Raw genomic sequence first — 13,871 nt, forward strand, 5'->3', positions numbered from 1 at the left:
GCAAGGAGCGTCGCCGGGGCCGCTGACCGTGCCCCTACCGATCGCTGACCGCCGCTGACCGCAGCCGCCCGCCCTCCGCGAAGGCCTTCTCGTACGCTTCCGGGGACAGCCGTGCGCGGGCTGCCCGGCGGACCCCCTCGACTTCGGGGTCGCCCAGCAGCGGTGCGCCCCGCAGGGCCGTGGCCGCGCCGAGGAGGACGGCCGCACGCTCGGGTGCTTCGGCGACCGACGCCAACGCCTCGGCGGTCTCGGCGAGTTCCAGCAGACCCGGCTGCTCGGCGGCGAGACCGGCGGCCTGCGCCAGCCAGTCGTGGGCCTCCTCCAGGCTCCCCTCGGCGGCGGCCGTGCGGCCGAGCCCGATGAGGATGCGGACGGTTTCACCGGCGCTGAACCAGTTGGCGGCGCAAGCCTGAAGGGCTTTCTCGTAGCGCACGCGCGCGTGCGCCGTGTCACCGGACCGCCGGGCCAGGTCGCCGAGCCCGCGCCGGGCGCCGGCCACCTTGTCGGGGGCGCCGGCGGAGTGCGCGAGGGCGGCCGACTGCTCGAACTGGGCGGCCGCCTCCTCGAAGTCGCCGCGGTGCAGCAGCACGGTGGCCCGGGAGCGCAGCAGGTCCGCGGTCTCCTCCGGCGCCTGAAGCTCCCGGGCGTGCGTCAGGCCCTCGTCGAGCAGCTCAAGGGCCCGCTCGTACTCGCCGCGCCAGTCGGCGAAGGAGCCCAGGGGATCGAGGCAGTTGGCCATGCCCCAGCGGTCGCCGGTGGCACGGAAACCGGCCAGGGCGCGGGTGAAGGCGGCCTCCGAGGCGGCGGCACCACCCGAGAACAGCGCCTGGTAGGCGAGGCCGAGGTCCAGCACCGCGCGGCCCCAGGGGTCGTCACCGACCTGGACGGCCCGGACTTCCGTGTCGGCGGACAGCAGCGGGCCACCCGCCAGCGCCCACAGGACCATCGCGGAAGGCCGCCGCAGCGGTTCGCCGAGAGCGCGCATGACCGCGGCCACGCGCGCGATGCGGTCGGGTTCGGCCGGGTCGTCGCCGCGTCCGGTGATCGTGTTCATCACGCACAGGGCGTACTCCTCGGCCAGTCCCTCGGGCGGTTCGTCGCCGACCGCCGCCAGCAGTGCCCGGGCGAGGGGAACCTGCTCGCCGTGCGGACCGCGCAGCCGCCGGAACCAGGACAGGTCGGCCATCAGGCGCAGGGCGTCCCCCGGAGCCGTGGACACGAGGTGGCGCAGTGCCGCCTCCAGGTTGCCGTGCTCGGCGGTGAGACGGGCCAGCCAGGGCAGTTGTTCCCCGCTGCGGACGTACGGCTCCGCCCGCTTCGCCAGCCGCAGGTAGTACGCGGCGTGCGCGTCCCCGAGCCGCTCCCGCTCGCCCGCCCGGTCGAGGTGCTCGCCGGTGAACGCGCGGATGGTCTCCAGCATCCGGTAACGCCCCCCGGTCACCTCCAGGAACGACTTCTCGGCGAGCGACGCCACGAGGTCCTCCGGGAACGGCACCCCGCACACCGCCTCCACCGCCTCGAGGGTCGCGCCGCCGGAGAACACGGACAGCCGCCGGGCCAGCTCCCGCTCCTCGTCGTCCAGCAGGTCCCAGCTCCACTCGACGACCGCGCGCAGGGTCCGGTGCCGGGGCGCCTTGGTGCGGTCGCCCCGGGACAGCAGCCGGAACCGGTCGTCCAGACGGTCGGCCAGCTCGTCCGGGGTCAGTGTGCGCAGCCGGGCCGCGGCCAGCTCGATGGCGAGCGGCAGCCCGTCCAGCGCGGCACAGATCTCCGCCACGCGCGCGTGCCCCTCGAAACCGGGCCGCACCGCCCGGGCCCGGTCCAGGAACAGCCGCTCGGCGTGCTCCGGCGGCAGCGGCGGCACCGGGCACAGCACCTCCCCGGTGATGCCCAGCGCCTCGCGCCCGGTCGCCAGGACGCGGACGCCGGGGCAGGCACCGAGGAGGAGTGCGGCGAGCCGTGCGACGTCCTCCACGACGTGCTCGCAGTTGTCCAGCACCAGCAGCAGCTCACGGTCCTCCAGGGCGGCCAGCAGCCGTTCCGTGGCGTCCACGGCCGGCCCGCGCAGGCCGTCGCGCACACCGAGCGCGGTGAGGACGGCGTACGGGACGGCGGAGCCGTCGGTGAGCGGGGCGAGCTCGACGAAGTGGACGTCGGGGTGGCTGCGGGCCGCCTCCGCGGCCAGCCGGGTCTTGCCGGCGCCGCCCGGGCCGGTCAGCGTGACCAGGCGGGTGCCGGGCGCGGTGAGGAGATCCTGGATGCGGGCCAGTTCCGGGGCGCGGCCGACGAAGCGCGTCAGCGGGATCGGCACCCGGGCGGCCCGTGACGGGCCCGTGCCGCGCAGCAGCTCCTGGTGGAGGGCGGACAGCCCGGACGAGGGGTCGGCACCGAGTTCGTCGGCGAGCGTGCGGCGCGCCTTCTCGTAGACCGTGAGCGCCTCGGCGGGGCGCCCGGCCGCGTGCAGGGCCCGCATCAGCAGCTCGTACAGCCGTTCGCTCAGTGGATGTGCGGCGAGCAGGGCGCGCAGTTCGGGTACGAGGTCCGGGCCGGCGCCGAGACCAAGGTCCGCCTCGGCGCGGTCCTGCAGGGCGCCCAGGCGCAGCTCCTCGAGACGGGCGCGCCGGGCCTGCTCGCCCGGAAGGTCGGCGAGCGCCGGGCCGCGCCACAGGGCGAGCGCCTCTCGCAGCACGGCGGCCGCCGCGCGGTGGTCGCCGCCCGCGAGAGCCGCGGAGCCTTCACGGGCGAGCCGTTCGAAGCGGTGCGCGTCGACCGTGTCCGGGGAGACGGCCAGGCGGTAGCCGGTGGGCGCCGCCTCGATGTGCGCGTGCGGGCCAAGCCGCCTGCGCAGGCGGGAGATCTGCGACTGGAGGGCGTTCGCGGCTCCCGCGGGCGGCTCGTCGCCGTACAGCCCGTCGGTGAGGCGCTCGGTGGACACGGTCCGCCCGGCGTCGAGGAGGAGCAGGGTGAGGAGCGCGCGGGGGCGGGGGCCTCCGGAGTCGAGGGGGGTGCCGTCCTCGGTGCGGACGTCGAGGGGGCCGAGGATGCCGAAGCGCATGCGCCGGATTCTGGCAGGCCGCGCCCGCGCGGGCACACTGAAAAGCCGGCCCACCGAGGTGGACCGGCCAGTGCAGCGAAAAGCCGGCCCACCGAGGTGGACCGGCCAGTGCAGCGAACCAGCGTGGCCGCGCGCTTAACTGGACGTCAGCGCGAGACCTTGCCGGCCTTGATGCACGAGGTGCAAGCGTTCACGCGCTTCGGCGTCCCGCCCACCACGGTACGCACACGCTGGATGTTCGGGTTCCAGCGACGGGACGTACGGCGGTGCGAAAACGAGATGTTGTTGCCGAAGCCCGGCCCCTTGCCGCAGACGTCGCAGTTGGCAGCCACGGGTCACTCCAAAGACTTCAGATGCACTTACGGTTTGTGTTCCCGGCATGCCGGGATCGAGATCGTAGGATCTGAGTGGCGCTGCCAGGGGAAACGCCCGACCTGGATCGGGCAACCGGAGCAGCATACCTCGGCTGCACCCGTGACACGAAACTACCACGGTTGCGGCCGGCCCCGCCGCCACCCTCGGGACGGCCCGCGCACCGGCGGCCCTCTTCCGGCCCGGCCCCCTTCTGGGTCTACGCTGCCTCCCACGTCCAGGTGAAGGAGGCGCAGGTGGCGCAGGTGCCGCAGCCCTTGGATGCTCTCGCGGTGCGCACCTGGTGCGGTCTCGCCCTCCAGGCGCTGGGGCGGGCGCGCGAGGAGATCGACGCGATCAACGTCTATCCCGTGGCCGACGGGGACACCGGCACGAACCTGTATCTGACCGTGGAGTCGGCCGCGGCGGCCGTCGAGGCCGTCTTCGCCGGCTACGAGACGGGCGCCGCCGGGAGCGACGGGCGGCCGGCGCTCGCCGACGCCGTGCGGGCCATGGCGCACGGCGCGCTCATCGGGGCCCGCGGCAACTCCGGGACGATCCTGGCGCAGCTCCTGCGCGGCATGGCGCAGGTGCTCGCCGCCGACGGCGAGACGGCCCACGCCGACGCACAGGGCCTGCGGCTCGCCCTCAGGCGGGCCGCCGACTCCGCGCGCCAGGCCGTCGCGCATCCGGTGGAGGGCACCGTCCTGAGCGTCGCCTCGGCCGCCGCGGACGCGGTCACCGGCGCCGAGGGCGACTGCGGCAGCGTGGCGCGCGCCGCGTACGAGGGGGCCCGGGCGGCCCTCGCGGCGACGCCCGGGCAGCTCGCCGTCCTGGAACGCGCCGGAGTCGTCGACGCGGGCGGCCGCGGGCTCGTGGCGGTGCTCGCGGCCCTGGTGGAGACGCTGACCGGCGAGGCGCCCCGGGTGGCCGTGGAGGCGCCGGCCGCCGCTCCCGGCGGCCACGCGCGCGTGCCGGAGGCCAGGGCCGCCGTGCCCCGCCAGGGCTCCGGGGAGTGCTCCGGCGACGGCAGCGGGCCCGCGTACGAGGTGATCTACCTGCTGGAGGCCGACGACACGGCCGTGGCGCGGCTGCGGGAGCGGCTCGACGCGCTCGGGGACTCCCTCGTCGTGGTCGGCGGGGACGGGCTGTGGAACGTCCACGTGCACGCCGACGACGCGGGCGCCGCCGTGGAGGCGGGCATCGAGGCCGGGCGGCCGTACCGGATCCGGATCACCCACTTCGGCGCCGGTGACGCGCACACCGCCGGCCCCGGCCGGCCGCCGCGCGAGCGGGCGCAGCGGGCGGTGGTGGCCGTGGTGCCGGGGGAGGGCCTGGCCGGGCTCTACCAGGAGGCCGGGGCGACGACCGTGCTCGCCCGCCCCGGGGAACCCCCGGCGAGCGGCGAACTGGTGGAGGCGGTACGGCGGGCGCACGCGCGCGAGGTGGTGCTGCTGCCCAACGACGCCGACCTGCGCCACACCGCGGCCGCCGCGGCGGAACAGGCACGCACCGAGGGCGTCCGCGTGGCGCTGATCCCGACCCGGTCCGCGGTGCAGGGCATCGCCGCGCTGGCCGTGCACGAGCCGGAGCGGCGCTTCGACGAGGACGTCGTGGCGATGACGTCGGCGGCCGGAGCGACCCGGTACGCCGAAGTGACCGTCGCGGCGGAGCGGTCCTGGACGATGGCCGGCATCTGCCAGGCGGGAGACGTCCTCGGACTGATCGACGGCGATGTCGCGGTCATCGGCTCCGACGTCACGGCGACGGCGGAGACGGTCCTGACCCGCATGCTCGCGGCGGGCGGCGAGATGGTCACCCTGGTCCTGGGCGACGAGGCCCCGGACGCCGTCGCGGAGCGCCTTCAGGCGCGGGTGCGCGAGTCGTACCTGGCGGTCGACACGGTGGTGTACCGGGGCGGCCGCCAGGGGCCGCTGCTGCTGATCGGCGTGGAGTGATCAGGAACGCCGCCGGACGCCCCTCCGCAAGGAGGCGGGCGCCCGGCGGCGGCCGTCACCCGTCCTGCCCGGAGGCCGCGAGGTCGAGCAGGCGTTCCGCCTCCGAGCGCCGGGCCTCGGCCGTCTCCGTGTCGGCGTCCGCGTCCTCGTAGGCCGCCAGCACCGCACGCGCGCGTGCCGACGCCTCCTGCGGGCGCCCGAGGTCGGCCTCCAGCCAGCCGGCGGCCAGCTCGGCGCCGGTCCGCGGACCGAGCGCACCCGCGCCGAGGGACGCGAAGACGGCGATGGCCTCCGTGAGGTGCGCCAGCGCCTCCTCGAACGCCGCGTGCGTCGTCGCCTCGTCCGCGCCGTCACCGGCCGACCGGGCGACCAGCTCGCCGAGCTGGCGGTGCGTGTCGCCGAGTTCGGTGAGCAACCGGACGCGCGCGTCGTCGTCCGCCGCGTCCCGGGCCGCCGCGGCGCACTCCCGGGCCGCCTCGGCCATCAGCTCCCGACCCGCGTCCAGACCCTCCTCGCCGCCCGCCGCGAGCCACGCACGGGCCCGCAGCGCGCGTACCAGGTCCGGGGTGTTGCCCAGCTCCCGCCACAGGTCACCGGCGCGCGCGTACGCCTTGTCCGCCTCCGCAGGCATCTCCGCGCGGCCCAGCGCCTGGCCGGCCAGGTGCGCCAGCATGGCGTGGTCCCGCTGGTCGGGCCAGTGCCGGGCGATCTCCGCGGCCCGCAGCCAGCGCTCCGCCGCCTCCCGGTGCTCGCCCAGTTGCGTGTGGCAGTCGCCGAGCCACCACTGGGTCTGCACGATCGCCCCGTCGCCGTGCGTCTTCGCGGTCAGATCGGGCAGCGCCGACTCCAGCACCTCCGCCGCCTCCGCGAACCGCCCCTGCCGCAGCAGGAACCCACCGAGCTGGTGCCGCGCCCAGGCGCCCAGCGTCGGGCCCTCACCCGCCTCGTCGGCCCAGTGCGCCGCCTCCAGGGCGTGCCCGGCGGCCTCGGGGAACCGCCCCGACGCCGCCAGCACCTCCGCCACCTGGAGGTGGAGCCGTGCCTGCCCGGCCGGCTCCAGGTGCCCCTGGCCGTGCTCGAGCGCCGCACGGGCCGCCCGCTCGGCCGTCTCCGCGTCGCCGAGCTGCCGGGCGACCCCGGCCAGCCGTGCCTCGTACTCCACCGCGAACCACGGCAGGCCCGCCGCCACGTACTCCTCGGCCGCCCGCGCCAGCAGCTCGGCCCCGGCCGTCGGATCCCCGGCGTGCAGTGCCAGTTCGCCGAGCATGGCCTTCGCCTCGGCGGCCCGCGACGCCAGGCGCACGTCGGCGGTGTGCGGCCCGGCGAACGCCAGCAGCTCCCGGGCGGCCTCCTCGGCGGCCCCGGCGTCACCGCCGTCCTCATGCAGCCGGTTCATCAGCACGCGAGCCCGCCCGACGAGCACGGACGCCGTCTGCCGCACCCCCGTCCCGCCCGCCTCGAACAGCGCGAGCGCCTCCTCGCGCAGCGCGGTGACCGTCTCCAGCGCCTCCTCCGGCCGGCCCGTCAGGGAGCGGACGAAGGCCGCACGCGCGCGTGCCGCCAGCGCCTCACCGGGGTCGCCCGCGGCCAGGTACAACTCGGCCGCCCGCTCGAACAGTTCGACACCTTCCGGGCCCCGGCTCATCGCCTCGTGGTCGACGAGGTCCGCCTGGTCCCGGGGTTCCAGCTCCCCGCCCTGCGCGGCGCGCGCCACCGCCGCCCAGGCGTCCATGGCGGCCGGGTCCAGGGCGTCCGCGAGCCGCCGCGCCTCGGCGAGCAGGTCCGCGAGGTCCCGCTCCTCGGCCCGCGGGGCGGGCGGTGGGGGCGGCGCCACCGGTGCCGGGCGCGTCGCGCGCACGCCCAGCGGCAGCCGGTCCACCAGCGGACGGCGGTCCATGCGCTCCCGGGTGCGCTCACCGACGTACGGCGTGCCGTTGCGCGCGTCGAAGCGGGCGGCCAGCGCCAGCGCCTCCCCGCGCGCGTGGACCGCGAGTTCCCGGGCGGTCCACTCCCGGCCCGCCGGGCCGGGCACCACCTGGTCGCCGAGCCCGCGCTCGACCAGCCGGTCCATCAGCAGCGCCACCACGGCGAGGAAGTTCAGCTTGCTGCGCGGCTCCCCGGAGTCCGTGAAGTACGCCGGCCGCTCCGCCAGCAGTTCAAGGCCGCGCGCCTCGTTGCCGGTCAGCGCGCAGAACTCCACGTGGTCCGCGTACGAGGACCGCATGCTCTCCATGGCCCGCACCAGCCGCAGCCCGCGCAGGTGGTGCGCCCGGGCCTCGTCCAGGCGGCCCAGCCGCAGCAGCGGCAGCAGGGAGGAGGCCAGCGCGGCGTGCGGCTCGTGCGCGCAGACGTGCTCGCCCTCCAGGACCGGCCGCCACAACTGAAGCGCCCGCTCGTCCTCGCCCCTGCGGACCTGCCACCAGCCCTGGTCGTGCAGCTCGCACGCGTGGCAGTCGGCCATCGCGTCCCGGTCGGCGGCCAGCCACGCCGTGTACGCCCGCTCGGCCCGCTCCAGGTCCCCGACGTGCGCGGCGATGTTGAACTCGGCGCTGCGCACGGCCCGTTCCGAGTACCCGGCCAGCCGGTAGCGGTGCTCCATCTCGCCGAGCCACTTCTCGATGGAGGCGAGCGGGATGTGCGGCTGGCCCAGCATGCCCGCCGACATCCACTTGAAGACCCAGTGCAGCGAATGGGCCTCGTACTCGTCGAAGTCCTCCGGGCGCTCGTCCCACATGCGCAGCAGCCGCGCGAACGGGACGAACATCTTGTCCTTCTCGGAGCTGTAGTTGTAGACCTGCAGCTGGTGTCCGAGCGCCTCGATCACGGCGAGCGGGACGCCCAGCTTCTCCGTCTCCGCCAGAAGCTGCTCCGCGCGCGCGTTGCGCGCCGGGCCCTCCGGCTGCTCGTAGTTGTCCGCCATCGCCCGGCGCAGCGAGTCGAAGTCCATGACGTGGCTCATCGGCGGCCGTCCTCCGGGGAGTCGCTGTGGGTGGCCCATTCGAGAAGGCCGATGAAGGCACGGTTCAGCAGCGCGGAGTCCGCGGGCCTGAGCGGCCGCTGGGCCATCAGCAGGGCCTGCCCGTACAGCGACTCGGTGGCCGTGCCGATCAGCTCCGGGTCCTTGAGGGAACTGATCCTGCGGACCAGCGGGTTGAGGTGGTTGAGCACCAGACGCGCGCGTGGCGCACTGCCCCGCAGCGAGCCCAGGATGCCCGCCCACAGCTCGTCGGCCTGCTCCTCGGCCTCCGCGCGCGCCTGCTCGTGGCGCGCCTGGCGGTCGTCCAGGTGCAGCGCCGGCACGGACAGCGGATGGAACGCGCGCAGCACCACGTCGCAGCCCAGCGCGTCGAGCCTGGCGCGCGCCGCCGCCAGGAAGGCGGACAGCGCCAGCTCCACGGCCGGGTCGACCGCGTCCAGGTGCGCGGTCACGGTGTCCGCGTCCAGTTCGGCGACCACCGTGCCCGGGCGCACCGACGGCAGCGCCTCGACCAGCTCGCTGTCGTACGTGTAGCCGCCGTTGACCACCCCGACGCCCTGCGCGGACGCGATCGGCGCCACCTGGCGGTACTCCTCCACCGTCCGGGTGAAGTGCACGACCGGGTGCCGCTGCGCGAACTCCTCCAGGGACAGCCGCCCGTCCGTGGTCTCGAAGGGCAGCCACGGCAGCATCGTGCGCAGCATCTCCTTGTCGTGCCGCGCCAGCGACTTGACCCCCAGGTGGTGCACCGACAGGAAGGCGGCGAGCCGCTCGGGGTCACCGGCGGCCAGAGAGGTCAGCCAGGACCGGATGCGCTCCCCGAGGGCGTCCCGTACGGCCGCGAGGGTCTCGTCCTCGTACAGCGACTCGCGGGACGCCGTGGGCCGCAGACTGTCCGTGTCCAGCACACAGCGGACGAAGAACGCCCAGTCCGGCAGCAGCCCTTCGGCCCGCTCCGTCAGCAGCATGCCCTTCAGATGCACCCGGTGACCGGCCCGCTGCGCCGGGCTCACCGCGGTCGGCAGCACGTACGCCACACCCCGGATGCCCGCGAGCGGCACGTCCAGGTCGATGGAGTCCAGCGGGGTGAAACCGAACAGGTCGTGGCAGTGGCGCGCCAAAGCCACCCGGCGGGCCGCGGGGGAGGGGTGGGCGCGGTCCCAGGGCGCCGGCAGGTCCGTGACCGGTTCGTCGCCGACCCGGACGTCATAGGGCAGCAGCGATCCGAAGTCCCGTGCCAGGGACCGCACCCGGTCCGCGGAGAGCCAGTCACCGGCGCCCGGACGCGCCACCAGGTGCACGGTGGTGCCGGGTTCGGGCCGGGCGTCCGGCGGCAGGGTGCGCACGACGTACGAACCGTCGTCGGTGGCCGTCCACTCCACGGGCGGCGCGTCCGGAGTACGGGAGCTGCGGCTGACGACCCGGATGCGCTCGGCCACCACGAAACACGCCAGCAGACCGATGCCGAACTGCCCGAGGAAGTCGGAGCGCGCCTCCTGGAGCCCGGCGGCCGAGTCGGCCCGCTTGGAGCTGCGCCCGATGGTGGCGAGGAGGTCGTGCACATCGGACTCGGTGAGCCCGATGCCCGAGTCCTCCACGCGCAGCGCGCCGCCGTCCGCGTACAGCCGGACCGTGGCGGGCGCGTCGGGCTGCTCGGCGCGGCGGGCGGTGATCGCGTCCACCGCGTTCTGCAGCAGCTCGCGCAGATAGACCTTGGGGCTCGAGTAGAGGTGATGGGAGAGGAGGTCCACCAGACCGCGCAGGTCGACCTGGAAGGTATGGGCTGAGGTAGGTGACTGTGGGGCCTGTGAGGACTGTGAGGTCTGGGAATCCATCGTCACTGCGCCGCGGGTGGGGGACGTTCGACGGCGCTGGGTCGGGCGGTCCCGGTGGGGCGGTGACCGCGGGGCGAGCCGGGGGTGGGTCATCGTAGGCCCGGACCCACCCCGCTGACCAGCGCCTTTACAAGACGTGTACGGGGTTGTCGGTGCCGTGGTGTGCAATGGATCTCGTGCCCGCACTGGAAGAACCACTGAAGAAGGTGCTCGGCCCCGCCACCGCGAAGGTGATGGCCGAGCACCTCGGCCTGCACACCGTCGGCGACCTGCTCCACCACTACCCGCGCAGATACGAGGAGCGCGGACAGCTCACCCACCTCGCCGACCTCCCCATGGACGAGCACGTCACGGTGGTCGCCCAGGTCGCCGACGCCCGCCTGCACACGTTCGCCTCGGCGAAGGCACCCCGCGGCAAGGGCCAGCGCCTCGAGGTGACCATCACCGACGGCAGCGGCCGCCTCCAACTGGTCTTCTTCGGCAACGGCGTGCACAAGCCCCACAAGGAACTCCTGCCGGGCACCCGCGCACTGTTCGCGGGCAAGGTCTCGGTCTTCAACCGCAGACTCCAACTCGCCCATCCCGCCTACGAACTGCTGCGCGGCGAGGACGTGGCCGAGGCGGTGGACAGCTGGGCGGGCGCCCTCATCCCGCTCTACCCGGCCACGGCCAAACTGGAGTCCTGGAAGATCGCCAAGGCGGTGCAGACGGTCCTGCCCAGTGCCCAGGAGGCGATCGACCCGCTGCCGGACCCGCTCCGCGCCGGCCGGGGCCTGATCCCCCTGCCCGAAGCCCTCCTCAAGATCCACCGCCCGCACACCAAGGCGGACATCGCCGACGCCCGCTCCCGCCTGAAGTGGGACGAGGCCTTCGTCCTCCAGGTCGCCCTGGCCCGCCGCCGCCACGCGGACACCCAACTCCCGGCGGTGGCCAGGAAACCGAAGCCGGACGGCCTCCTGGCGGCCTTCGACGACCGCCTGCCCTTCACCCTCACCGAGGGCCAGCAGAAGGTCTCGAAAGAAATCTTCGCCGACCTGGCGACGGAACACCCGATGCACCGGCTGCTCCAGGGCGAGGTCGGCAGCGGCAAGACCCTGGTCGCCCTGCGGGCCATGCTCGCCGTGGTCGACGCCGGCGGTCAGGCCGCCATGCTCGCGCCCACGGAGGTGCTCGCCCAGCAGCACCACCGGTCCGTCGTCGAGATGATGGGCGAGCTGGCCGAGGGAGGGATGCTCGGCGGGGCCGAGCAGGCCACCAAGGTGGTGCTGCTCACCGGGTCCATGGGAGCCGCCGCGCGACGGCAGGCGCTGCTCGATCTCGCCACCGGCGAGGCCGGGATCGTGATCGGCACCCATGCCCTGATCGAGGACAAGGTGCAGTTCCACGACCTCGGGCTGGTGGTGGTGGACGAGCAGCACCGGTTCGGGGTGGAGCAGCGCGACGCGCTGCGCGGCAAGGGCAAGCAGCCGCCGCACCTGCTGGTGATGACCGCCACGCCGATTCCCCGCACCGTCGCCATGACCGTCTTCGGCGACCTGGAGACCTCCGTCCTCGACCAGCTCCCGGCCGGGCGGTCGCCGATCGCCAGCCATGTCGTGCCGGCCGCCGACAAGCCGCACTTCCTGGCGCGTGCCTGGGAGCGGGTGAGGGAGGAGGTCGCGGGCGGCCATCAGGCGTACGTGGTCTGCCCGCGGATCGGCGACGAGGAGGAAGACCCGAAGAAGGCGCGGAAGTCGCCCGAGGACGAGGCCGAGCGGCGCCCGCCGCTCGCGGTGCTGGACGTGGCCGACCAGCTCGCCAAGGGCCCGCTGAGCGGCCTGCGGGTCGAGGTGCTGCACGGCAGGATGCAGCCCGACGACAAGGACGCAGTGATGCGCAGGTTCGCCGCCGGCGAGGCCGACGTCCTGGTCGCGACGACGGTCATCGAGGTCGGCGTCAACGTCCCGAACGCCACCGTGATGGTGATCATGGACGCCGACCGCTTCGGCGTCTCGCAGCTCCACCAGCTACGCGGCCGGGTCGGCCGGGGCGCGGCGCCCGGGCTGTGCCTCCTGGTCACCGAGATGCCGGAGGCGAGCGCGGCCCGCCAGCGGCTGAACGCGGTCGCCTCCACGCTGGACGGCTTCCAACTCTCCCGGCTCGACCTCGAACAGCGCCGCGAGGGCGACGTCCTCGGCCAGGCCCAGTCCGGCGCCCGCACCTCGCTGCGCATGCTCGCCGTGATCGACGACGAGGAGATCATCGCCGAGGCCCGCGAGGAGGCCGCCGCGGTGGTCGCGGCCGACCCGGAGCTGGACCGTCTGCCGGGCCTGCGCACCGCCTTGGAGGCCCTGCTGGACGAGGAGAGGGAGCAGTACCTGGAGAAGGGCTGACCACCGCCGGGCCCCGGCGGCCGTGAAGGCGGACGTGAAGGCGGACGTGCCCGGGGCCGGGCGCGGCTGAGAGACTGAAGACCCACCACACGCAGACCGACAAGGACCGAAGAGATGACCCGCGTGATCGCCGGTCGCGCCGGCGGGCGCCGGCTCGCCGTACCGCCCGGGCACCGGACCCGCCCCACCTCCGACCGCGCGCGCGAGGGCCTCTTCTCCACCTGGCAGGCCCTCCTCGGCGGCCCCCTGGACGGCGAACGAGTCCTCGACCTGTACGCCGGCTCCGGCGCCGTCGGCCTGGAGGCCCTCTCCCGCGGCGCCGGCCACACCCTCCTGGTGGAGGCCGACGCCCGAGCCGCCCGCACGGTCCGCGAGAACGTCAGGGCGCTCGGCCTGCCCGGCGCCGAAGTCAGGGCGGGCAAAGCGGAACAGATCATCCGGACACCGCCGCCGGCGGACCCGTACGACATCGTCTTCCTCGACCCCCCGTACGCCGTGTCCGACGACGATCTTCGCGAGATTCTGCTCACACTCCGCTCGGAGGGCTGGCTCGCGCCCGACGCCCTCGTCACCGTGGAGCGCAGCACCAGAGGCGGGGAATTCAGGTGGCCGGACGGCTTCGACGCGATCCGGGCCCGTCGCTACGGCGAGGGCACCTTTTGGTACGGTCGCGCCGCCTCTACGTGCGAAGACGCACGATGACCGGACCGGAGAGCGAGGGATCACAAGTGCGCCGCGCCGTCTGTCCCGGGTCGTTCGACCCGATCACCAACGGACACCTCGACATCATCGCCCGCGCCTCCAGGCTGTACGACGAGGTGTACGTCGCCGTGATGATCAACCAGTCCAAGAAGGGCCTGTTCGAGATCGACGAGCGGATCGACCTGATCCGCCAGGTCACCGGCGAGTTCGGGAACGTCACGGTGGAGTCCTTCCACGGCCTCCTCGTCGACTTCTGCAAGCAGCGCGACATCCCCGCCATCGTCAAGGGCCTGCGCGCCGTCAGCGACTTCGACTACGAGCTGCAGATGGCCCAGATGAACAACGGCCTCTCCGGCGTCGAGACCCTCTTCGTTCCCACCAACCCCACCTACAGCTTCCTGTCCTCCTCCCTCGTCAAGGAGGTCGCGGCCTGGGGCGGGGACGTCTCCCACCTGGTGCCCCCGGTCGTCCTGGAGGCCCTCGGCCGGCGCCTGAAGAGGGACTGAGCGGTCCCCGGCGGGCCTCCCAGGGGTTGACAGCCCGTCACCCGGTGTCGGCCGGGGCGGCAGGGGCCGTACAGTCGATCCGTCCGTCTCCAACACATCCGTAGAGAGTGGCGAG

At 74.6% G+C, this 13,871-nt stretch carries 8 protein-coding genes; 4 read left to right on the top strand and 4 right to left on the bottom strand.

Annotated elements, in window-relative coordinates; all coding sequences use genetic code 11:
* Positions 1–34 precede the first annotated feature (34 nt).
* The gene (locus ACZ4SW_RS20200) at positions 35–3,055 is read right to left on the bottom strand and encodes an AfsR/SARP family transcriptional regulator (RefSeq protein WP_468245092.1); all 3,021 of its coding nucleotides are present in this window, start codon (positions 3,053–3,055) and stop codon (positions 35–37) included.
* 146 nt (positions 3,056–3,201) lie between these two features.
* Positions 3,202–3,387: a 50S ribosomal protein L28 gene (rpmB, locus tag ACZ4SW_RS20205; RefSeq protein WP_009190838.1), complete on the bottom strand. Its 186-nt coding sequence runs from the start codon at positions 3,385–3,387 to the stop codon at positions 3,202–3,204.
* A 276-nt stretch (positions 3,388–3,663) separates the two neighbouring features.
* On the opposite strand from rpmB, the gene ACZ4SW_RS20210 reads away from it, so the two are divergent.
* Complete coding sequence (locus ACZ4SW_RS20210; protein ID WP_468245096.1) at positions 3,664–5,364, top strand: DAK2 domain-containing protein; 1,701 nt, start codon at positions 3,664–3,666, stop codon at positions 5,362–5,364.
* 55 nt (positions 5,365–5,419) lie between these two features.
* On the opposite strand, the gene ACZ4SW_RS20215 is transcribed toward ACZ4SW_RS20210, so the two are convergent.
* Together ACZ4SW_RS20215 and ACZ4SW_RS20220 are read right to left on the bottom strand one after the other, a co-directional pair.
* Entirely contained in the window at positions 5,420–8,323 is a 2,904-nt protein-coding gene (locus tag ACZ4SW_RS20215) for a tetratricopeptide repeat protein (RefSeq protein ID WP_468245100.1), read from the bottom strand.
* A complete protein-coding gene (locus ACZ4SW_RS20220; protein WP_468245104.1) occupies positions 8,320–10,176 on the bottom strand; it encodes an HSP90 family protein in 1,857 nt (618 codons plus the stop codon). The genes ACZ4SW_RS20215 and ACZ4SW_RS20220 overlap by 4 nt, the downstream gene beginning before the upstream one ends.
* A 167-nt stretch (positions 10,177–10,343) precedes the next feature.
* On the opposite strand from ACZ4SW_RS20220, the gene recG reads away from it, so the two are divergent.
* The 3 genes from recG (at position 10,344) to coaD (ending at position 13,756) form a co-directional block, all read left to right on the top strand.
* On the top strand, positions 10,344–12,548 hold the full coding sequence (recG, locus tag ACZ4SW_RS20225) for an ATP-dependent DNA helicase RecG (RefSeq protein ID WP_468245109.1): 2,205 nt from the start codon (positions 10,344–10,346) through the stop codon (positions 12,546–12,548).
* Positions 12,549–12,662: 114 nt separating this feature from the next.
* On the top strand, positions 12,663–13,250 hold the full coding sequence (gene rsmD, locus ACZ4SW_RS20230; RefSeq protein WP_468245112.1) for a 16S rRNA (guanine(966)-N(2))-methyltransferase RsmD: 588 nt from the start codon (positions 12,663–12,665) through the stop codon (positions 13,248–13,250).
* Positions 13,251–13,276: 26 nt separating this feature from the next.
* Entirely contained in the window at positions 13,277–13,756 is a 480-nt protein-coding gene (gene coaD, locus ACZ4SW_RS20235; RefSeq protein ID WP_468245836.1) for a pantetheine-phosphate adenylyltransferase, read from the top strand.
* Positions 13,757–13,871 lie beyond the last annotated feature (115 nt).

It is taken from the genome of Streptomyces sp. NPDC028331, assembly GCF_055565775.1.

Bases quoted from the DNA above. Each gene is read 5' to 3' on its own strand.
- ACZ4SW_RS20200 (WP_468245092.1), bottom strand. From the start codon at position 3,055: ATGCGCTTCGGCATCCTCGGCCCCCTCGACGTCCGCACCGAGGACGGC.
- ACZ4SW_RS20220 (WP_468245104.1), bottom strand. From the start codon at position 10,176: ATGGATTCCCAGACCTCACAGTCCTCACAGGCCCCACAGTCACCTACC.
- rsmD (WP_468245112.1), top strand. From the start codon at position 12,663: ATGACCCGCGTGATCGCCGGTCGCGCCGGCGGGCGCCGGCTCGCCGTA.
- recG (WP_468245109.1), top strand. From the start codon at position 10,344: ATGGATCTCGTGCCCGCACTGGAAGAACCACTGAAGAAGGTGCTCGGC.
- ACZ4SW_RS20215 (WP_468245100.1), bottom strand. From the start codon at position 8,323: ATGAGCCACGTCATGGACTTCGACTCGCTGCGCCGGGCGATGGCGGAC.